Below are 19806 nucleotides of genomic sequence, written 5' to 3'. Positions count from 1 at the left end.
AGAGGCGACAGGGAGCCACGGAGATGGTACACTGTCCTCTGGAGCAGAGTGCTCCACCACCGACTGAAGGAGACAGGTGCATGCAGCAAGCAAAAACCATTGTGCGCAATGAGGTTGGCCTGCACGCCCGCCCTGCAGCGCAATTCGTCAGGCTGGCCAATCAGTTCAAGAGCAAGATCACTATCAGCAGCAAAGGCAAGAGCGTCAACGCCAAGAGCCTGGTCTTGATTCTGACGCTGGCCGTGGGGAAGAATACCGAGGTGGAGATCACCGCCGAAGGCGAAGACGAGCAGCAGGCCGTCGCCGCCCTGGTCGATCTGATCGAGCGCGACTTTGCCGAGGAAGCCTTGCCGCCCTCTTCGTAAGGCAGGCCAGGTAAGACTGCAGGCAGAGAGGGGGACGGCAGGCCGGGCACAGCGCGGGTCTGGCATCTGCTCGCTGCGCTTGACGGTACTACCCCGTCCCCGTACCTCTCTCTCCACAGAAAGATGCCGGGCCGGGCTAGCTGGCTTAGCCGGGGAGCTGAGCCAGCTCCTGGCTAGCAGCCAGCTGCAGCAGGGCACGGGCCCCCGGTTCGTCGGTGATCAGCACTTTGACGACGCCGGTCCGCAAGGCCCCAAACATGGCTTCCTTTTTGGCCGCACCCGCCGCTACGGCGATGACCAGCGGCACTTTGCGCAACGTCTCAAACGAGACGGTCACCGTGCGACAGAGCAGTTCCTGGGCGCAGAGGCAGCCCTCGATATCAAAGTAGCAGCCGCAGATATCGCCGACAGCACCCTGACTGCGAATGACCTGCAGCTCCTCCTCATCCAGGTAGCCAGCACGAAAGAGACCAGAGGCCTCCGGGCGTGCGCCTCCGATGCCCACCAGCGCCATGTCCATCTGCTCCATCATCTGGAACGAGCGACGCAGGCTGCGCTCCTTGAGCAGCCCTTCGCGCACCGTGGCATCGGCCACTAACAGGGGCGCGTGCAGGTAATAGCAGCGTCCACCATAGGCGTCCGCCAGGCGACGCGCGATCTCCGGTCCATCGATGTCGGGCCGGCTGGAGGTGTCGACGCTGCCCATAAGTTGGATCACATTGAGCGGCAGGCGCCGCCGGGGACGCAGGGCTTTGAGCATCTCCAGCATCGAGGTCCCCCACGAAATGCCGACCGTGCGAATGGGCCGCTTCCCCTCTGCGTGCGATTCCTGGATGCGTCGGTCAACGTAGCGCGCCGCCAACGCCCCCACACGGTCCAGCGCTACCCCTTCCGCTTCCGCCGCCTCAAGCACCTGCGCATCCTGTAGCCTAAAGCGCGCTACCAGATCCTCTTGCAGAGCGGCAGAGGTGCGCAGCACCTGATGGACGTGAATGTCGACCAGACCCAGCTCCCGTGAGCGGCTCAGCAGGCGAGAAACGCCAGAGCGCGAGATGCCGATCATTTTGGCAATCTGCTCCTGCGTGTAGTTCTCCTCGTAGTAGAGGCTGGCCACTTCGGTCAGGAGATAAATGTCGTCACTTTCCTGAGTCATACTGTTGTGCCCTTTCCCTGAGCAACAGAGATCGTTCGCACGCCCGTTTCGGCACAAACGCCGACCTTTGCACCAACGTGCAACCTTGAGAAATATTGTAAAAGGCCAGCGCTCCCCTTGTCAACAGCGTCGGTCTCTGCCGCATAGCCCAGCTCAGGCCAGGCAGTGCGGACACGACCCGCGCCTGATAGCTATGCTGCTGGAGCTTCACGCCTCTGTCGTTGTGCCTGGTGTGGCTCGCGCCGCGCTCGCCGATATCGCACCGTTCTGGCCACGCTCGACAACGAGCAGGCCGCCGGCGCATTCTTCGCACCAGTAGCATCCTCCTTGCTCTCCCCAGTGCTCCAGGCAGCGTCTCCCCAGCTCCTCAAGGGTGGCCGGCGAGAAGACCCGCAGATGCCCATAGACCGGCTCAGGCTGCTCTTCATAGGGGACGGCGATCACCAGGAGGCGCCTGGTGGCCGCCAGCAGGTTGCTCAGAACCTGCTCACCTTCCTGGGGGCCGAAGTGCTCCAGCACGTGCAGAGCCACGACGGTGTCGAACTGGCCAAGAGCCGCGACCTGGTCGGCGCTGCGCAGATCAGCCTGCACAAAACGCACCTGCTGCCAGCCACGTTCAGCGGCCAGCTGACGAGCCACAAGAAAGGCGTCAGGACGCAGATCGAGGCCGACAATCTCCCTCAATTCAGGAGAAGCTTCGGCGAGCAGCAGGGGGAGGAAGCCGAAGGAGCAGCCAGCATCGAGCAGGGCGCCGGCAGCAGTGGCGCGCTCTCGCCTGATGAGGGCAACGACGCGACGGTAGAGGCTGGAGAAGACGGCGACAGGCGAGTCTGGCCGGAGCTGGGGCAGCGGCGCCTGCGGCTGAGCGCTCTGCAGAAGATGACGGTAGCGCCAGAGGGTGTTTTCGCCATAGCGCCGCCAGGCCAGAGCAGGGTCACGCGGGGTACAGGAGCCAATGACGCCCGCGAAGAGATGGGCCAGGTCGGCAGAGGTCGCCAGCCAGCCAGCGGGTCGCAGCTCTTCGAGAAACCAGGCGCCAAGATCGGCATCCAGTTCCTGGGGAGCGAAAAAGTGCACCAGCAGGCGCCGCGGCTCCTCCGCTCGCTCCGCCATGAGAAAATGGGCCGTGTGCTGTAGCCGGTAGCCGCCCACCTGCAAGCGCTCAGCCACCGCCTGACGCCGGGTACGATGACCGTCGATGACGATCAGGTCGCCGACGCGCAAGGCTCGCTCACGAACCGGCACCGGGACGCGACGCCGCTGCTCGCCGCTCGCTGCAGGCTCATTCACGTCCAGTGCCTCCTTTCTGCGCGCATCTCACGGGATAAGTCCTTTGCTATTATAGCACCGCCGTCCCCACCTGGGGTACCCATGCTGCTCGCCCATTCGCTCCAGCCTCGCCAACATAACCACGCCCTTGATTCTCCTCCATCCGTTCCAGCCATACCACTCCCTTGCAACTGACCTTGCCGGACGGGGGGCGCGTGCTCGACCTGGCCTGCGATCCCAGCGGCTAGGCCATCGAGGTCGCCGCCGTCTTTCCCTCGGTCAAGGTGGTAGGCATCGACCTGAGCGCACGAGCGGTCAAGCGAGCCAGTGCCCTCGATTGGTCCTACGGCGCGCCGGCCCACGAGCGCTTCCTCCAGGAGGCCGTTATGGCCCTGGAGCTGGGCCCCCCTTCTACCTCAAGCTGGGACTGGCCAGCGAGGCCGAGCCGCCCCGGCTCTACCAGCAGGCCATCGCTGACAGGCAGCAGGCAGATTTTTGCGGCCTCTGGAACGTGCTGACCGCCTGCCTGGGGCCGACAGCCGGAGTCGGCGCCTACCCCGCCAGCCACATCCTGACACAGCCCCGCTTTAGCCTGGGCGAGGCTGGCTGCAGACCTGTCCGCCAGTCGGACAAGCGAGCAGGTCCAGGGCACCCGGTGGGAGCATCACGGCGTCTCTTCCCGCACATAGCGCGCCCGCAGTTCCGCCTTAAGAACCTTGCCCATCGCATTGCGCGGCAGGGCCTCGGCAAAGACGATCCCTTTGGGGATCTTGTAGCGGGCCAGACGCTCGCCACAGAAAGCCAGCAGCTCTTCAGGGCGCAGGCTGCCCGGCACACGCGGCACGACGATCGCCAGCCCAACCTCACCCCAGCGCGGGTCGGGCCTGCCGATCACCGCCGCCTCGGCCACCCCCGGATGGGCAAGCAGCACCGCCTCCACCTCGGCGGGATAGACATTCTCTCCACCCGAGATAAAGAGGTCCTTCTTGCGCCCCACAATGTAGTAGTAGCCATCTTCATCGCAGCGCGCCAGATCGCCAGTATGCCACCAACCGCCGCGTGCGGCCTCCGCTGTCTCCACCGGACGCCGCCAGTAGCCCGAGCAGACATGTGGCCCCGCCAGCACCAGCTCGCCCACCTCGCCAGGCGCCACATCTCGATCGTGTTCGTCGACCAGGCGCGCCCGCGAATGGAAGACCGGACGCCCCACCGAGCCAGCCTTGCGCAGCGCATCCTCGGGCGCCAGGCTGAAACAATTGACCCCGACCTCGGTCAGGCCATAGCCCTGGCGTAGCAATACGCCGCGCTCCCCATAGCCGCGAATCACCGGCAGTGGACAAGAAGAGCCGCCCGTCACGCAGAAGCGCAGCGATGACAGGTCTGTTGTAGCAAAAGCCGGATGCTCCAGCATCAGTTGAAAAACGGTCGGCACGGCAAAAACTACCGTGCAACGTTCGGCCTCAATGGTGCGCAAAATCAGCGCCGGATCAGAGGAGCGCAGCAGCACCACCGTGCCGCCACAATGGTAGAGCGGCGTCGTCAGCACATTCAGGCCGCCAGCATGAAAGAACGGAGCAAAGGTCGGCGTGATATCGTCGTCGCGCAGCCCCCAACTGATTTGCGTATTAATAGCATTCCAGGTGATCATGCGGTGCGAAAGCAAGGCTCCTTTGGGCACGCCCGTGGTGCCAGAGGTATAGAGGATCAGCACCGGCTCCTCACCGTCGGCACTTGCGAAAGGACGCGCCAGCGCGGCCAGCCGCCGATCGTCCCCGGGAAAGGCCGCAAAGGAGAGCAGGCGCGGCACCACGCCTACAGGTGACAGCGCCGCCAGCAGCTCGCTGGCCCGCTGGCTGTGCTCCTCGTCGTGCATGAGCAGACACGGCTCACAGTCGCGCACTATCGTCAGCAGCTCAGGAATCGTCAGGCGCCAGTTGAGCGGCACCAGAATGGCCCCGAGCAGGGCCACGGCGAAGAGGGCATCCAGATACTCGGGCGCATTGTGGGCCAGCACCGCCACGCGCTCGCCCGGGCCAACGCCGTAGCCCTCGCTCAGCAGCGTCGCCAGGGCCCGGGCCCGCTCGTTCAAAACGCGATAGCTCAGCCGCGCCCCACTCTCGACATCGATCAGGCCGATCTTCTCGGGCGTCAGCTGGGCACGGCGCTCCAACCATTCGCCCAGACCAAGAAAGGTCTTCTCCATCCAGGACCTCCTCACAGAGGAAACTCTCGCAGCTCGCAGCAGCGCAAGCCGCAACTCAGCTACCCAGGTTCTTGGCCGTTATGCTAAAATATGATATGTGAATCATCTATCATATCGCTAACTGTACCCGAGGTCGGGCCGAAAATCAAGCTGGGAGAGTGCCAGCCAGGCCCCTTGCCCCTCGCTCGGGGAGTCCGCCGCCATCGCAGTCCGCTTTTGCCCTCCAGCAAGGAAGCGGCAGAGTGACGGAGTGCCAGCCAGGGGCAAGAGCAGGTACTGGACACGAAGTACCCACTTGTGTGACCATAAGAGCATCGCCAGACCATCATCATCGCATTGCGAGGCCACCGTGAAGTCCGGCACTATCAGAAGGAGCATGAGGAGGAATAGGCAACAGCACATGATGGACGAAGCAGCCCAGCCGAACGCCTTGGAGAACGAGCGCGCCGCCCCCAGCAAAGCAGGGTCGACGCAGCCAACCAGAGAGAAAGAGAGTGCGAGTACACCCAGCCTCTCGCGCGGTGAGATCACGCGCCAACGCATCCTGGAGGCCGCCGAAGCGGTCTTTGGCGAGCTGGGATACTACGAGGCCAGCATCTCAGAGATCACGCGGCGCGCCGGTGTCGCTCAGGGCACTTTCTACATCTATTTCCGTACCAAGCGCGAGATCTTTGTTGAGCTGGTCAAAGATCTGGGGCGGCGCCTGCGCGAAGCCTCGGCGGCGGCCACCGCCGGTCTGACCAACCGTCTGGAGACCGAGCGGCAGGGGTTCATCGCCTTCTTCCGCTTTGCTGCCGCTCATCGCAGCGTCTACCGCATCGTCGAAGAAGCTGAGCGTGTCGCCCCCGAAGCGGCGCAAGAATACTACCAAAGCATCAGCCGGGGCTATGCGCGCGGCCTGCGTGCCGCGATGGAGGCCGGCCAGATCCGTTCAATGGACCCGGAGACGCTGGCCTACGCCCTCATGGGCATCGGCCACTTCCTCGCCCTGCGCTGGATCGTCTGGCCCCAGTTGACGAGTGCGCCAGAGTCCGCCGCTGCGAGCGAGGCGAGTGCTGCACGTGCTGCAGCCCATCAGAGCCAGCCCGAGAGCGAGCAGAGCGCAGAGCAGGTGCTGCCTCCCCAGGTCTTTGCAACGCTCATGGACTTCATCACCCACGGTCTGGCCCCCACGTCGCCCTCGGCAGAGCCAGGGTCGGAGGCCAGGACGTTGGAGCCGCAGCCCTGACTGACTGCGGCCCGCCCAATCCGGCCCGGCCTGGTCCTCGCGGTCTTCGCCCGTCCTCTCCCCGGCTGGACTACTGCGCCGTCCAGCCGCAGTCGATCACCTGAGCGCTGCCCGTGATACCCGCCGCCGCCTCGCTACAGAGATAGCTCACCAACTGAGCCACTTCCTCCGGCTCCAGCAGGCGGCGAATGGCGCTGCGCGCCGTCATCACCTCTGCCACCACGCGCTCCTCGGCAATCCCATGCTGGCGGGCCAGGGCCGGAATCTGGCCCTCGACCAGCGGCGTGCGCACGTACGAAGGGCAGACAGCATTGCAGGTAACGCCGTGGGGCGCCCCCTCCAGGGCCGTCACGCGCGTCAGTCCCAGCAGGCCATGCTTGGCGCTGACATAGGCCGCCTTCAGCGCCGACGCTCGCAAGGCATGTACCGAAGCGATATTGACAATGCGTCCCCAACCACGTTCATACATGCCGGGCAGCACGGCCCGTGTCAGCAGAAAGGGAGCTGTCAACATCAGATCGATCATCTGACGCCACTTCTCGACCGGGAACTGCTCCAGCGGCGCCACATGCTGGAAGCCAGCATTATTGACCAGAATATCGATGCGCCCCTCAGCGTCCAGCGTTGTGGCGACGAGACGTTCAATGTCGGCCTCGTGCGTCAGGTCCGCCGCCACAAAGCGCGCCTGTGGTAGGGTCGCCGCCACCTTCTCCCCCTGGGCGGCGTTGACATCGCACAGCGTCACGCGCACCCCATGCCCTGCCAGATCACGCGCAATGGCCAAGCCAATACCCGAGGCGGCGCCCGTGACCAGCGCCACCTTGCCTGTCAAACCTTCCATTGCTTGCTCACTCCTCTCCTCTTGCTTCGTTGTTCAGGCCCCCGCGCACCAGGGAGCGCGCGTCAAGGCTTTTCTCGTCTGGCCCTTCGGCCTTCGCCTCGCCGCCCAGATAGAGATGCTGTATAGCCGGGCTGGCTGCCAGGTCAGCTGGCCGGCCCTGCAGGACGATGCTGCCGCTCTGGAGCACGTAGGCCAAACTGGCTACCTTGAGCGCCTTGCGCGCATTCTGCTCGACCAGCAGAATGGTCAGCCCCTCGTCGCGGTTGAGGCGCGCCAACACGGCGAGCACGCTTTCGACGATGGCCGGCGCCAGGCCCTGGGACAGCTCGTCGATGAGCAGCAGACGAGGCCGGCTCATCAAGGCTCGTCCGATGGCCAGCATCTGGCTCTCGCCACCACTCAAGCTGGCTGCTGGCAGAGCCAACCGCTCCTTGAGGCGCGGAAAGCAGGTCAGAACACGCTCGATATCAGCCTCGATGGCCGCACGCCCGCGGCGCGTGAAGGCCCCCATGAGCAGATTCTCGCGCACACTCAAGGATGGAAACAACTCTCGTCCCTCGGGCACCAGTCCCAACCCCAGGCGCACCCGCCGCTCAACGCTGGCACGCTGTACCTCCTGGCCAGCGAACAGGATGCGCCCGCTCCGCGCCGGCAACAGGCCCAGCAGTGTGCGCATCAGGGTTGTCTTCCCGGCCCCATTGGCCCCCAGTAGGGCCACCAGGCTCCCCGTGGGGACCTCCAGCGAGACACCATGAAGAATCTCCAGCGGCCCATAGCCGGCGCGTAAATTCTCAACCCGCAGCATGGTCGCTCACCTCCCATTCCTCACGAGCGCCGATCTCCTCCTCGCGCCCGAGGTAGGCTTCCAGGACGGCAGGCTCGCGCAGCACCGTCGCCGGCTCGCCTTCGGCCAGCTTGCGCCCGTAGTTGAGGACACAGACGCGCTGCGCTACCGCCTGGACCACCTCCATGTTGTGCTCAATCAGCAGCAGGGTCAGACCCAGCTCCGCATTCCAGCGTCGCAGCTGCTCGGCCAGGGCCGCCACTTCGCGCAGAGGGACCCCCGCCGCCGGCTCATCCAGCAAGAGCAGGCGTGGCTCTCCGGCCAGGGCCCGCGCTACTCCAATCAGCTTTTGCAGGCCCGCCGGCAGCGTGGCCACCAGGCGATCGGCGTAGCTCTCCAGCCCGAGCCAGGTCAGGACCTCCCTTGCCCGCTGACGCGCGGCTGTCTCTTCGCGCCTGGCCGGGCCAATGGGAAGCAGGCTCTGGAAGAGACCAGCACGCAGCCGGCTATGGCGCCCCACCAGTAGATTTTCCAGGACCGTCATGCTGCTGAACAGCTGTCCATTTTGAAAGGTCCGCCCGATTCCGAGGGCTGCCCGGCGCTCCGCGCCCAGGGCGAGTAGATCCTGCCCGGCCAGGCGAATGCTGCCGCTGCTCGGCCTGACGAAGCCACTGATGCAATTGAGAACCGTCGTCTTGCCAGCCCCATTCGGGCCGACCAGGGCAAAGATTTCGCCCTCCTCGACACGCAGATCAAGATCGGCCACCGCTACCAGGCCGCCAAAGCGCACGGTCAGCCCCTGCACCTCCAGCAAGGGCCTGCGCTGGCGCACCTCCTGTGCAGCTGTCTGCCACTCAGCACTCATGGCTTTCCTCCCTCTCCCTGAGCCAGGCGCCCGCCTCGGCTAAAGACTGCGCTCAGGCCGCCGGGGAAGAAAATCAAGGCGAGCAGCAGCAGCACGCCGTAGATGCCCGTGGTCAGTGTGGCAATTGGGAGCTGCAGCGGCCCCAGCGTCAGCGGATCAGGTAGCTCGCCTAAGAGCAGCGGCACAAGGCCCACAAAGAGCGCCCCCAGTAGGGAGCCGGACAGGGAGCCGGCCCCGCCGACGACGATCATCGTCAAAAAGGCGATGGTCTGGTCAACGCTCGACATACTGGCCGTGGCCGTCGTGCCCCAGGTCGCATAGAGCACGCCCGCCAGCCCGGTCAGCACCGCGCTGACCACAAAGGCTAACAGCTTGTAGCGCGTCAGGGCCACGCCACAGGCCGCCGCCGCCACCTCGCTGTCGCGCAGAGCGATCCAGGCCCGCCCGATGCGCGAGCGCAGCAGGTGGAAGGCACAAAAGAAGATGAGCGCTGTCAGAACCAGCACCAGATAATAGAGGACGCGATCGTCGCCCAGGGCCTCGGGCAGGGCCGTCAGCTCGTAGCTCTGGCGACCCGCACTGGTATCCCACAGCGTCAGCAGTGAACCGGTCAAGACAACCAGGCCCAGGGTGGCGATGGCCAGATGGGCCCCCGAGACGCTGAGGGCCGGGCCGCCGACGATCAGGCCAAGGAGGGCACAGGCCAGGAGAGCAACCAGCACCGCCAGCCAGTAGGGCTGCTGCAGGTCGCCATTCAGCCAGGCCAGTAGATAGGCGCTGACGCCGAAGAAGGCAGCGTTACCCAGCGATGGCTGGGCAGCATAGCCGGTAAGCAGGTTCTGGGCCAGGGCGGCGATCGCCAGGATCAGGATCAACGTGACACGGTGCAGCTGGAACTCGGCGCTGTCGCCAAAGAGCAGGTCGAAGAGCGATGGCAGCATGACCAGGGCGATGAGCGCCAGGAGCGACGCCGTCGCTCGCGGCCAGCCGAGGCGCGCTCTCCCTGGCGCCCTGTCTGACCGTTCGCTCGCAGCCAGAGACAGCGCTTCGCTGGGGGAGGGCTGCCCGACCCGGCCTCTCTTGAGCGGCAAGACCATCCGTTTCATAGCCACTCACCTCCATCCGCGCTAGACACGCCGCAGGGCGGCCCCGCCAAAGAGTCCGCGGGGACGCAGCAGCAGCAAGAGCACAAAGCCGGCGAAGATCAGGGCCTCACGGACGCCCGGATTGCCCAGGTCCAGGGCGCCCAGGCTGTGGCCGGCCAGCAGCAGAGCCAGCACATTCTCCGCCAGACCCACGAGCAGACCGCCGAGTACCGCCCCCTCCAGACGGTCGAGGCCGCCCAGCACGGCGCCGATAAAGGCCAGTAAGAGCACCGGGTCCATGAACTGCACGTCGATCACGGTCTGCCGGGCGGCGATCAGGATGCCGGCAACGGCAGCCAGAAGGCTGGCCAGTATCCAGACGAGCAGGAAGATCAGCCCCACGGGAATGCCCATCAGCCGCGCCGCCTCGAGACTATCAGCGGTCGCTCGCATGGCAATACCCAGGCGCGTGCGCAGCAGAAAGAGCTGCAACACGATGAGCAGCAGGCCCGTCGTCAGGAGCGCCAGAGCATCGCTCAGCGAGAGATAGAGGCCGCCGAGACGCAGGGCGTGGCCCTCGAAAGGAGTTGGGAAGTGCACCGGCGAGGTCAGTTGCGGCCAGAGCGCCTGAACGAGCGTCTGCAGCACCAGGGCTAAAGCGAGGGTAGCAATGGCCTTGGTGAGAATAGGGGCCGCCAGCAGCGGACGTGCAAAGGCGCGCTCAACGACGGCGCCAAGCAGGAGGGCAAAGAGCAGGCTGAGCAGGACGGCCAGCCAGAAGGGAAGCCGCGGCCCCGTCAGCAGGATATACAGTAAGCAGGTCGAGGTGGCAGCCAGCGCTCCGTAGGCGAAGTTGAGCACGCCCGTCGTGCGATAGATCAGAACAATGCCCAGCGCCAGCAAGCCGTAGAGGCTGCCGGTGACCAGCCCCGACAGCAGGACCTGGAGCAGTGCAAGCACAAGGTGCCTCCTCTCTTCGTCAGCCAGGACGAGCCAGTCAGCAAACAAGCAGAACGACAGCCAGAGCCTTAGACCGCCGGCGCCCTTCTTGTTTATAAGGAAGGCCACAGCAGCGGCGCTGGCTGTCGAGTTGCAGGCGGCAGGCGAGCACCGTCTCTCACCCCACGCCCATGCAGACAGAGCAGGCTCTAGGGCCAGACGGCGCTGGCTTTGACGAACGAACTGACAGGCGTGAGCTGCCCTTGCTTGATCTGGAAGAACATGAAGTCGCTCACCCCCCCGTGACGCTCCGGCGTCCAGGTCAGCGTCGGCCCAAAGCCAGTATCGTAGTTGACGAAATCGTGGTCGAGAGCGTCGCGCAGGCTGGCGCGCGTGGGATTACTGCCGGCCTTGCGCAGGGCATCGACCATGATCTTGGCATTGATGTAGCCGTAGAACTTGTAGGCGCTAAAGACAGGATCGCTGCGGGTGGCCTGCAAATATTGCTGCGCCACGGGTGTGTCCATGCTGGTGTAGCCACTGACGTAGATGCCTTCGCCGGCAGCACCCAGGACCTTGGCCCAGGAGTTGTCAGCCATCGGATAGTTGGCCAGGTAGCCCAGCCGCGGACGATAGCCCTGGGCGGCAGCGGTAGCGACAAAGCGCGCTGTGGGACTGGGCAGGCCGTTGAGGACGATCAGGTCGGGCGCGGCGGCTTTGAGGGTCTGGAGAGCCGCCGAAAAGTCGGTCTGAGTGGCGTTGTAGCCGACGGAGGCCACGAGCTTGCTGCCGTACTTTTGCAGCGCCTCACCCAGGGTGGTCTTCTGCTGCAACCCAAGGACGTCGTCTTCATAGAGGAGGCCAACACTACGCGCTTTGAGGGTGGTGGCGGCATAGTAGCCAATGACGTGCCCTTCGTCTCCATAGTTGGGCTGGGTCATCCAGACCCAGGGTAGGGCCTTGCCGCTCTGGTCGGTGTATTTGGAGCCGCCGCCAATGGGATCAATAAAAGGAATGCCACGCGGGACGGTGTAGCTCTCGGCGACGTTGGCATTGCCGGAGCCGCAGACCTGGAAGATGGCGAAGACATGGTCTTGCTCGACGAGTTGACGCACCGCATCGCGCGTGCGCGTGGAGTCGCCATTGTCGCTGACCTGGATGAATTTGATCTTGCGCCCATTGATCCCGCCAGCGGCATTGATCTGGTTAAAATAGAGCTGGTCCCCCTGCAAGATCGGAGCACAAATAACCTTGATGGGACCGGTGGTGTCTAGAACTCCCCCGATGGTGATGGTGTCGGCGCTGACTCCAGGCGCGCTGGTGCTGCTTCCCCCGCCTCCGCCGCCGCTGGTGCTCCCACAGGCGCTCAAGAGGAGCAGGAACAGGAGTACGCTGGGGAGAAGCAGGCCCACACCGGAACCGCCGCGTCTGCGCTGCTCCATTGGTGCTGGTGGTCGCTGAAGCCTCATGGTCTCGCTTTCCTCCTTCCGCTGGTGACAGCCTCGTTGCTTAGCAGCCACACCGATCGCTGTGCTGGGCTATGCGTGGGCTATCGCAGTGATCAGCTGAGTGAATCATGAGTCACTCATCATATGACACATGATTCATGTATCATGATAGTCGGAAAACCGCCATTGTCAAGGGGGAATTCTCCACCTTCTACCCTTGACAGGATCAGGCGAAATATGATACATGAATCATGTGTCATGTTCGCTCCTCCGGTCAGCCGAGGCAGGCCCGACTCGCGAGGGAGGGCCAGCGTCACTGACGAGCTGGTTAGCGCCCGAGTGGGTCGGGGCTGGCCGGAGGCGGCGAGCGCAGGATGGCGACAGCGCTGCCCTTCCTGTCCAGACAACCTGTTCAGGTCTGTCCGCAGACAGACCGCGGCCTCGCGATGCCATGAGGGCATCCATGAGCAAGCAAGGGAGATTGCCGTATGCCGAACTCCACGCCCCCTGGTCCTCTTCCTCACAGCCGTTGGCTGCTCGTCGGCCTTCTCGTCCTCATGCTGACGAGCCTTTTCCTTCTGCCAGCGCCGGCGGCCCATGCCAGCGGCGGCACCTTTGTCCAGTATCTCTATAGCGGACCAGCGGGGAGCCGTCCCTACTACGTCTACACCCCTGCCGGCTACCATGTCGGCACTGCAGTGCCTTTGATCGTCATGCTGCATGGCTGCCTGCAGACACCCGTTGACTTCGCCGCTGGGACGCAGATGAACGCCCTGGCAGATCAGCAGCAGTTCATTGTGGTCTATCCCCAGCAGACGACCCTGTATAATGCTTCTGCCTGCTGGAACTGGTTCCTGCCAAGCAACCAGGTACGAGGTTATGGCGAGCCGGCCATCATCGCTGGCATCGTCCAGACCGTTGAGCAGCGTACGTCGCAGTGGACGATTGATCGTAAGCGCGTCTACGTGGCCGGCCTTTCAGCCGGGGCGGCGATGAGCGTGATTATGGGTGTCACCTATCCTGATCTCTTTGCGGCTATCGGTGTGGCTTCGGGCCTCGAATACCAGGCGGCGACCTCGGCCTACACTGCGCCGCTGGCTCAGCTCTATGGCGGCCCTGATCCGCAGCAGCAGGGCCAGCTTGCCTACCAGGAGATGGGCAGCCGGGCGCGGGTTGTGCCGACCATTGTCTTCCACGGTCAGAGCGACTACGTGGTCTATCCGATCAATGGTGATCAGGTAGTGCAGCAGTGGATGACGACCGACTCTCTCGCCTCGGGCGGTAGCTACAACGCCAGTTTCGGCAGCCCGTCGAGCAGCAGCAACGGCCAGGTTCCGGGGGGACACGCCTATACGGTCCAGACCTGGACCGATAGCAGTGGCAGAGAGATCCAGGAATACTGGAAGGTCTACGGCATGGGCCATGCCTGGTCGGGCGGCAGCAGCAGCGGTAGCTATACCGATCCCGCCGGACCGAGCGCGACCAACGCCATGTACACCTTCTTTATGAATCACCCCATGTCCTGATTATTCCCCACTTTGCGGCTTCCTGCCCTGGCAGCAGCAGGCCAGCAGCCTGGCTGTTGAGTCGACACGGGACCGGTCCGGGCGGCGCGACGCTCTTGCACATCGTCGTCACCCGGACCGGTGGCAGGATCAGAAGACGGGGGAGAGCGACCGGTCGCGACCGACTCGCCCTCCCCAACCTGAGCGGGCCAGAGGGTTAAGAGAGCAAACGAACACTCGAAGAGCGGATCGGAAAGGGGTCTGCTTGTGAGCCAGACGCTGCAGCGGGCTGGGCGCTGGCGGGTCTGGCGGGTGTCTCAGCGCAGGTCTGGCCCAGGCGATAGCGGCGCAGGCGGCGTCGAATGCGAGCCGGCAGAAATTCGCGCTCGGCACGTTCGAAACGTGGGGTGAGCACCATCACGGCGACAGGATCATCGCCGAAGGAGCCATAGGGTCGGCAGGCGCGTCCCGAGGCCACCAGCCGACGGCGATAATCCTTCTCTCGACGGCGCGCGATCGCCTTATAGATGGCCATCGTGGTGGGCTGGCTCTCTTCTGCGCTTCCCTGAACAGTGATCATTGCATCGAGCCTCCTCCAGGCATTCCTTATTAGAGGGCAACCACGGCTTGACGGACGTAGCCGCGACAGCAGGCCTGGCGGCGGAAGGCGCGGCGCTCAGTCAGGCAGCCGTAGAGGCGGGTGCGAATGGCGGCCCATTCCCAGCGCAGGGCCTCGTAGGCGGTGAAGGTCTGCGGATGGCGGGCAAAATAGTCGGCCAGCTCGCGGGCCTGCGCCAGGTAGCCGCCCAGGATCAGAGCTTCCAGCGACTTCACCACAAAGCCCCCGCGTGCCCAGTGCCAGGTTCCGTCACTGAGCATCAGCTCAGGGTGCCACCAGACGTCGAGCGTGAGGCGGGCCAGCTCAGCAGCGGCCTGGGGCCTGGTCAACAGGGCAAGCTGCAGGCGGAGCTGAGCCAGGTCGCCATCGTGCAGGAGCGTGCCGCGGAGCTTGTGCGCCAGGCTGTGGGCCGTCTCCAACATGGGGGTATCGTGGTGCTGACGGGCATATTCGCCGCAGAGGACCGCCAGATAGGCGACGGGGACCTCGGTGTAGGGAGAAGTCGAGCGCCGGGCTAGCTCAGAGGCCGCCTGCGTCAGGCGCAGGGCCTCAACCAGCCTGCCGCTGCGTTCGGCCAGCGTCGCCGCTCGCATCAGCAGGCGCGCCTGACACTCGTCTTTATCCAGCGCCAGGACCACGGTCGGATCGTCACAGGCGTCGGCGTCTTGCGCAGCCGTTCCGGTCCCGGTCAGGGCCAGGGCCAGCGCGGGCGAGCCGAGCAAGAGGGTGCGTCGTAACATCAGAACCACTCTCCACTTCTTCAGCAAGGTAACAAAGCCAACTCCACGAAATAGCAGGCCATCACCATCACATCAGGCGAGGCGAGGCAAGGCAAAGCAAGACCAGCAGCGCAAGGCAGGCCGCCCTCACCATCTCACAAGGCACTGTCGAAGTGCGACAACGGTTCCCACCTCTCTTTCTCCAGAGCGAGCCTGGTCAGGGGATGACCTTCTAGCGCGTGCTGGCGCTGGCGCTGCCAGTCCTGTTCTTTGGTGACCAGGAAACAGAGACCATTGGCATGGGCGCAGAGCAGATGATAGCTGCCCGGCGGCTCGCGCTGCTCTTGAATGCGCAGGACCGTGACCCGCGCTTCTCGATCGTTGCGGATGCGCTCGGCCAGCGCTTCAGCTTCCTGGCGCGTCATCTTGCACGCTCCTTTCTTGAGATAGGCATCTTTGGGATCTTCGGTAGTAGTAGTACCAGATCAAGTATATCATATCAGAGTGTTCTTATCAAGGATCTTTTATAAGAGCGCTCTAAAGTTTGGGGATTCTAATGAAATGCACTAGATTAGACTCCTCTTATCAGAGTGCTCTGATGAGGGGAGTTCTATCACTAGTAAGTGATCTGTATACTCAGAACAAGAAAGCTGGGGAGAATCTGAGTGCTATTCCTATGCTACGTTTGCGTGTCAGAGAAATCCTGCGAGAGAGAGGAATCAGTCAAGGTCGCCTTTCTCGCGAAGCCAATGTCCCCATCAACCTCGTTCGGCGTCTGGTGAACGACAAGCACTACATGCCGAGTTCGCTGACGCTCTGGAAAGTAGCGCGTTACCTCAAGGTGCCGATGGAAGAGCTGCTTGAAGAGGTTGAGGGGCCGGAGGAAGAAGCGGAGAACGGGCACCAGGACCAGGAAGAGTGAGCTGTCGTCTTCCCTGTCCCCATTCGTCTTGCACTGTGAGCGCCGAGATATGGGCTAGCTGCTCCCGGCGACTGTCCCACTGTCCCACTGATCATGCTGTGTGCCTTCGAAGTTTCAGCCTGCCAGTCTGGCCGTCGTCAGGCCCCTTCAGACCGACTTTCTCTTGAGCGCGAGCAGGCGGCGTGAGGTCCCTGCCCGCGGAGCGGACGGACGGGGCAGCGCCTTGCCGCAGTTTTCTCCTTCCGTCAAGCAGGCCGGCGAGCGGCTGTGAGAGGCTTTCGCAGTGGCTCTACTAAATATCGCTTGCTTGTTTAGAAATGATCACTTCTTTTTCAAGCGATCTTTCCATCAAAAGCCCTTGATCTATGTTTCCAAATCTGCTATACTTCCCTCAGCACGCTGAAGGAGGTTGAGCGCCTCACTCTATGGTCTCGTCCTGGGATCTCAGCCTGAAGCGGCTGTTCTCGCTGGCCGCGCAGGATCTGATCACCTTTGTCTTGCCGGGGGCCAGCCATGTCCAGCAGGCTTCGGGCGAGTTTGTGCTTGCCATTGATCCGCCGCTCACCGAGCTAGGAGCCTTGTACGCTGATGCCTTGAGCACTTGCACGCTGGCGGGCAAGCCTCTGCTCATCCACCTGGAGTTTCAGAGTCGGGCTGACCCCAGCATGCCCCAGCGCCTGCTGATGTATAATATTCTTGCAGACCGGCGCTTCGGGTACCCGGTGCTCTCGTGTGTCATCTACCTGCGCCGCTGTGGTGTCCCGACGACGCCCTATCAGCGCTTTCTGCCTGATGATTCGCCTGTGCATGAGTTCTACTTTCGCATCGTCAAACTCTGGGAACTTTCGGCACAGGCCTTGCTGGCGCGGCAGCTTCCGGGGTTGCTGCCTTTGTTGCCGCTCTCGCGTGAGGGGCACAGTCGCCAGGTTATCCGCACGATGATCGAGCGCCTGCAGCGGGCGCGCCAGTATGAATTACTCGAAGTTGGTTTGTTGTTAGCCTCGCTGGCCTGGGCCGACGCTCCCGCCAGCGAGCGCCAGTGGCTTCAGGAGCAGTTCACAATGCTGACCGAATTTTTACAAGAATTGAAGCAGACCGACGCCGCCCGCGCTCTTATCCAGGAAGGCCGTCAAGAGGGCTTACAAGAAGGCCTCCAGCAGGGTCGCCAAGAGGGCTTACAAGAAGGCCTCCAGCAGGGCCGTCAAGAGGGCTTACAAGAAAGTCTCCAGAAGAACCGGCGGCTCCTGGTAGACATTGTCAGTGCCCGTTTCTCCTCTCTCAGCGAGCTTGCCGCTCTGGCCGCTACCGCCATCAGCGATCTTGACACGCTTTTGACGCTCACTGGACAGGCCAGCACTGTTCCCGACGCCGAGCACCTGCGTTCCTTGCTGCTCGCCCATCTGCCTGACAACGCGGGTCAGTCCCCGACCGGCAACGGCTTCCAGCCATAACCTCAACGCTTCACCCTCCACTTTCACCAAAGTCGGAGCCGGCTTCACCCCTCACGGTGGTCAGCCGCAGCTTCCTCAGAGCGGGGCTGACCACCCACCCACCCCTCTTCATACAGAAAGGATGGAGCTGCCATGTCCCTCGATGACCTCATCGCCGAACTCAAACAGACCGACGCCGCCCGCGCTCTTATCCAGGAAGGCCGTCAAGAGGGCTTACAAGAAGGCCTCCAGCAGGGTCGCCAAGAGGGCTTACAAGAAGGCCTCCAGCAGGGCCGTCAAGAGGGCTTACAAGAAGGCCTCCAGCAGGGCCGTCAAGAGGGCCTACAAGAAAGTCTCCAGAAGAACCGACGGCTCCTGGTAGACATTGTCAGTGCCCGTTTCTCCTCTCTCAGCGAGCTTGCCGCTCTGGCCGCTACCGCCATCAGCGATCTTGACACGCTTTTGATGCTCACTGGACAGGCCGCTACTCTGCCCGACGCCGAGCGTCTGCGCGCTCTCCTGCTCGCCCACCTGCCCGCAAGCGATGACCAGCCCCCAAGCGCTCCCACCGACCACGGCTCCCGCTAGCGAGTCCAAGAGCTGATCCTGCTCCGAGATCCCGTCGGCCCGCAGAGCGAGCACGCCCTCTCGCACCCACCTGCTCGCTCTGCGCTGACGGCCCTCCTCCTCACCACCACTACCCGGGCAGAGTCGTGGCTCCCATTTCACTGCTCGCTTCTTTAAATATAGCTTGCTTGTTTAGAAATGGTCACACATTCTCAGGAAAATTTATCGTTTTAGATATTGATCTCTATTACTCAAGCTGGTATACTCCTCTCAGAAGCTCTGCCATCAAGGAGGAAGTGCACCGGGCGATGGTTTCCCACTGGGACCGGAGCATGAAGCGACTCTTCGGGCTGGCGGCACAGGACCTGATCACCTATATTCTGCCGCAGGCTCGCTTGCTGCAGCATGCCTCTGGGGAGTTTGTCCTGAAACCCGATCCGTCCCTTCCTGAGCTAGGGCTGCTCGCCGCCGACACATTGAGCGCCTGCTCTCTGGAAGGGAAAACGCTGCTCATTCATCTAGAGTTTCAGAGCCGGGCCGATGGCAAGATGGCCCAGCGTCTGCTGATGTATAATATCCTTGCAGACGAACGCTACGGCTATCCTGTGCTCTCCTGCGTGATCTATCTGCGTCGTTGCGGGGTAGTTGCGACACCCTACCGGCGTCAACTGCCTAACGCTACCCCCGTTTACGACTTCTACTTTCAGGTGATCAAGCTCTGGGAGCTGCCCGCGCAGGAGTTGCTTGCGAGACAATTGCCAGGGTTATTACCTCTGCTGCCACTCACTCGCGAGGGGCGCAGTCGCCAGGTCATCCGGGCGATGATCGAGCGCCTGCAGCAGGCACGTCAGTATGAGTTACTCGAAGTGGGTTTGTTGTTAGCCTCGCTGGCCTGGGCCGACGCTCCCGCCAGCGAGCGCCAGTGGCTTCAGGAGCAGTTCACGATGCTGACCGAATTTTTACAAGAACTGAAACAGACCGACGCTGCCCGTGCCCTCATTGAGGAAGGGCTGCAGCAAGGTATTCAGCAAGGCATCCAACAAGGTATTCAGCAAGGCATCCAACAAGGTATTCAGCAAGGCATCCAACAAGGTATTCAGCAAGGCATCCAGCAAGACCTGCTAGAGGGCCGCGAGGACTTCATCGCTGGCGTGCGCAGCCGCTTCCCCCAGTTGGAGCCGCTCGCCACCACCGTGGCCGCTCACATCCATTCGCTGCGCACCATCCATCAGCTCCTGCTCACGATCGGCCTCGCACGTAGCGCCGAGGAGCTCCAGTCGTCGCTGCTCGCCCACCTGCCTGACAACACGGGTCAGCCGCCGACCGGCAACGGCTCCCAGCCTTAGCCAGACCCTTTCTCTCATCACCCACTTTCACCGCCGTCGGAGTTAGCTTCTCCCTTTCTCTGGTCAGCTCCCACTCGTCACGAGCGGGAGCTGATCACTCACCCCCTACGAAGATAAGGAAAGGATCGCAGGCCGCTATGTCACTCGATGACCTCATCGCCGAACTCAAACAGACCGACGCTGCCCGTGCCCTCATTGAGGAAGGACTGCAGCAAGGCATTCAGCAAGGTATTCAGCAAGCTTTCCAGCAGGGTCGTCAGCAAGCCCTCCAGCAGGGCCGCGAAGACTTCGTCACCGGTGTGCGCAGCTGCTTCCCCCAATTGGAGCCCCTCGCCACCACCGTGGCCGCTCACATCCATTCGCTGCGCACCATCCATCAGCTCTTGCTCATGATCGGCCAGGCCCCTGACGCCGAGCACCTGCGCGCTCTCTTGCTCCCCTATCTCCTCGAGCACGAAAGCGACGACACTGAACCCTAAAGCTCACCCCCCCGCACTCCCAGACCTGTGCAGAAAGAG

The 19806-nt window shown here is 63.2% G+C and carries 20 protein-coding genes; 8 read left to right on the top strand and 12 right to left on the bottom strand.

Annotation, left to right across the window (positions count from 1 at the left end; genetic code table 11):
• Positions 1-80 precede the first annotated feature (80 nt).
• Positions 81-365: an HPr family phosphocarrier protein gene (locus tag BGC09_RS14225; protein ID WP_052890245.1), complete on the top strand. Its 285-nt coding sequence runs from the start codon at positions 81-83 to the stop codon at positions 363-365.
• A gap of 145 nt (positions 366-510) precedes the next feature.
• Here BGC09_RS14225 and BGC09_RS14220 read toward each other — a convergent pair whose 3' ends face one another.
• The 3 genes from BGC09_RS14220 to BGC09_RS14200 all read right to left on the bottom strand — a co-directional run bounded on the left by BGC09_RS14220 (position 511) and on the right by BGC09_RS14200 (position 4990).
• Entirely contained in the window at positions 511-1518 is a 1008-nt protein-coding gene (locus BGC09_RS14220) for a sugar-binding transcriptional regulator (protein WP_069804651.1), read from the bottom strand.
• 207 nt (positions 1519-1725) lie between these two features.
• Positions 1726-2808: a class I SAM-dependent methyltransferase gene (locus tag BGC09_RS14215; RefSeq protein ID WP_069804650.1), complete on the bottom strand. Its 1083-nt coding sequence runs from the start codon at positions 2806-2808 to the stop codon at positions 1726-1728.
• Positions 2809-3451: 643 nt separating this feature from the next.
• Positions 3452-4990: an acyl-CoA synthetase gene (locus BGC09_RS14200; protein WP_069804647.1), complete on the bottom strand. Its 1539-nt coding sequence runs from the start codon at positions 4988-4990 to the stop codon at positions 3452-3454.
• A 400-nt stretch (positions 4991-5390) separates the two neighbouring features.
• Here BGC09_RS14200 and BGC09_RS14190 point away from each other — a divergent pair, with 400 nt between their 5' ends.
• On the top strand, positions 5391-6218 hold the full coding sequence (locus BGC09_RS14190; RefSeq protein ID WP_218104056.1) for a TetR/AcrR family transcriptional regulator: 828 nt from the start codon (positions 5391-5393) through the stop codon (positions 6216-6218).
• Positions 6219-6288: 70 nt separating this feature from the next.
• Here the strand turns inward: BGC09_RS14190 and BGC09_RS14185 are convergent, their stop codons facing one another.
• From BGC09_RS14185 to BGC09_RS14160, 6 genes are all read right to left on the bottom strand, one after another.
• Complete coding sequence (locus BGC09_RS14185; RefSeq protein WP_069804645.1) at positions 6289-7059, bottom strand: 3-hydroxybutyrate dehydrogenase; 771 nt, start codon at positions 7057-7059, stop codon at positions 6289-6291.
• Between the two features lie 7 nt (positions 7060-7066).
• The gene (locus BGC09_RS14180; protein WP_069804644.1) at positions 7067-7864 is read right to left on the bottom strand and encodes an ABC transporter ATP-binding protein; all 798 of its coding nucleotides are present in this window, start codon (positions 7862-7864) and stop codon (positions 7067-7069) included.
• Entirely contained in the window at positions 7851-8708 is an 858-nt protein-coding gene (locus BGC09_RS14175) for an ABC transporter ATP-binding protein (RefSeq protein ID WP_069804643.1), read from the bottom strand. The genes BGC09_RS14180 and BGC09_RS14175 overlap by 14 nt, the downstream gene beginning before the upstream one ends.
• On the bottom strand, positions 8705-9814 hold the full coding sequence (locus BGC09_RS14170; RefSeq protein WP_069804642.1) for a branched-chain amino acid ABC transporter permease: 1110 nt from the start codon (positions 9812-9814) through the stop codon (positions 8705-8707). Before BGC09_RS14170 ends, BGC09_RS14175 begins: the two co-directional genes overlap by 4 nt.
• 21 nt (positions 9815-9835) lie before the next feature.
• Entirely contained in the window at positions 9836-10753 is a 918-nt protein-coding gene (locus tag BGC09_RS14165; RefSeq protein WP_170293296.1) for a branched-chain amino acid ABC transporter permease, read from the bottom strand.
• A 188-nt stretch (positions 10754-10941) separates the two neighbouring features.
• Complete coding sequence (locus BGC09_RS14160) at positions 10942-12201, bottom strand: ABC transporter substrate-binding protein (RefSeq protein WP_069804641.1); 1260 nt, start codon at positions 12199-12201, stop codon at positions 10942-10944.
• 467 nt (positions 12202-12668) lie between these two features.
• Between BGC09_RS14160 and BGC09_RS14155 the strand changes: the two genes are divergently transcribed.
• Positions 12669-13706, top strand: a complete 1038-nt coding sequence (locus BGC09_RS14155) for an extracellular catalytic domain type 1 short-chain-length polyhydroxyalkanoate depolymerase (RefSeq protein ID WP_084658854.1) — start codon at positions 12669-12671, stop codon at positions 13704-13706.
• Positions 13707-13902: 196 nt separating this feature from the next.
• On the opposite strand, the gene BGC09_RS14150 is transcribed toward BGC09_RS14155, so the two are convergent.
• From BGC09_RS14150 to BGC09_RS14140, 3 genes are all read right to left on the bottom strand, one after another.
• On the bottom strand, positions 13903-14265 hold the full coding sequence (locus tag BGC09_RS14150; protein WP_069804640.1) for a hypothetical protein: 363 nt from the start codon (positions 14263-14265) through the stop codon (positions 13903-13905).
• A gap of 29 nt (positions 14266-14294) precedes the next feature.
• Positions 14295-15044 carry a hypothetical protein gene (locus tag BGC09_RS14145; RefSeq protein ID WP_069804639.1) on the bottom strand — a complete coding sequence of 250 codons (750 nt, stop codon included), beginning with the start codon at positions 15042-15044 and terminating at the stop codon, positions 14295-14297.
• Positions 15045-15178: 134 nt separating this feature from the next.
• Positions 15179-15448 (bottom strand): hypothetical protein, encoded by a 270-nt coding sequence (locus tag BGC09_RS14140; RefSeq protein WP_052890258.1) that lies wholly within the window; start codon positions 15446-15448, stop codon positions 15179-15181.
• Positions 15449-15699: 251 nt separating this feature from the next.
• Here BGC09_RS14140 and BGC09_RS14135 point away from each other — a divergent pair, with 251 nt between their 5' ends.
• From BGC09_RS14135 to BGC09_RS14115, 5 genes are all read left to right on the top strand, one after another.
• On the top strand, positions 15700-15945 hold the full coding sequence (locus BGC09_RS14135) for a helix-turn-helix domain-containing protein (protein WP_069804638.1): 246 nt from the start codon (positions 15700-15702) through the stop codon (positions 15943-15945).
• Between the two features lie 425 nt (positions 15946-16370).
• On the top strand, positions 16371-17396 hold the full coding sequence (locus BGC09_RS14130; RefSeq protein WP_069804637.1) for an RpnC/YadD family protein: 1026 nt from the start codon (positions 16371-16373) through the stop codon (positions 17394-17396).
• 132 nt (positions 17397-17528) lie between these two features.
• Positions 17529-17963 (top strand): FliH/SctL family protein, encoded by a 435-nt coding sequence (locus BGC09_RS14125; RefSeq protein WP_069804636.1) that lies wholly within the window; start codon positions 17529-17531, stop codon positions 17961-17963.
• Between the two features lie 287 nt (positions 17964-18250).
• Positions 18251-19288, top strand: a complete 1038-nt coding sequence (locus BGC09_RS14120) for an RpnC/YadD family protein (RefSeq protein ID WP_069804635.1) — start codon at positions 18251-18253, stop codon at positions 19286-19288.
• A 137-nt stretch (positions 19289-19425) separates the two neighbouring features.
• On the top strand, positions 19426-19767 hold the full coding sequence (locus BGC09_RS14115) for a hypothetical protein (RefSeq protein ID WP_069804634.1): 342 nt from the start codon (positions 19426-19428) through the stop codon (positions 19765-19767).
• Positions 19768-19806: the final 39 nt, after the last annotated feature.

It is taken from the genome of Thermogemmatispora onikobensis, from assembly GCF_001748285.1.
GTDB lineage: Bacteria > Chloroflexota > Ktedonobacteria > Ktedonobacterales > Ktedonobacteraceae > Thermogemmatispora > Thermogemmatispora onikobensis.
Note: the sequence above shows the minus strand (reverse complement) of the source record. Positions and strands in the feature narration are given on the sequence as shown.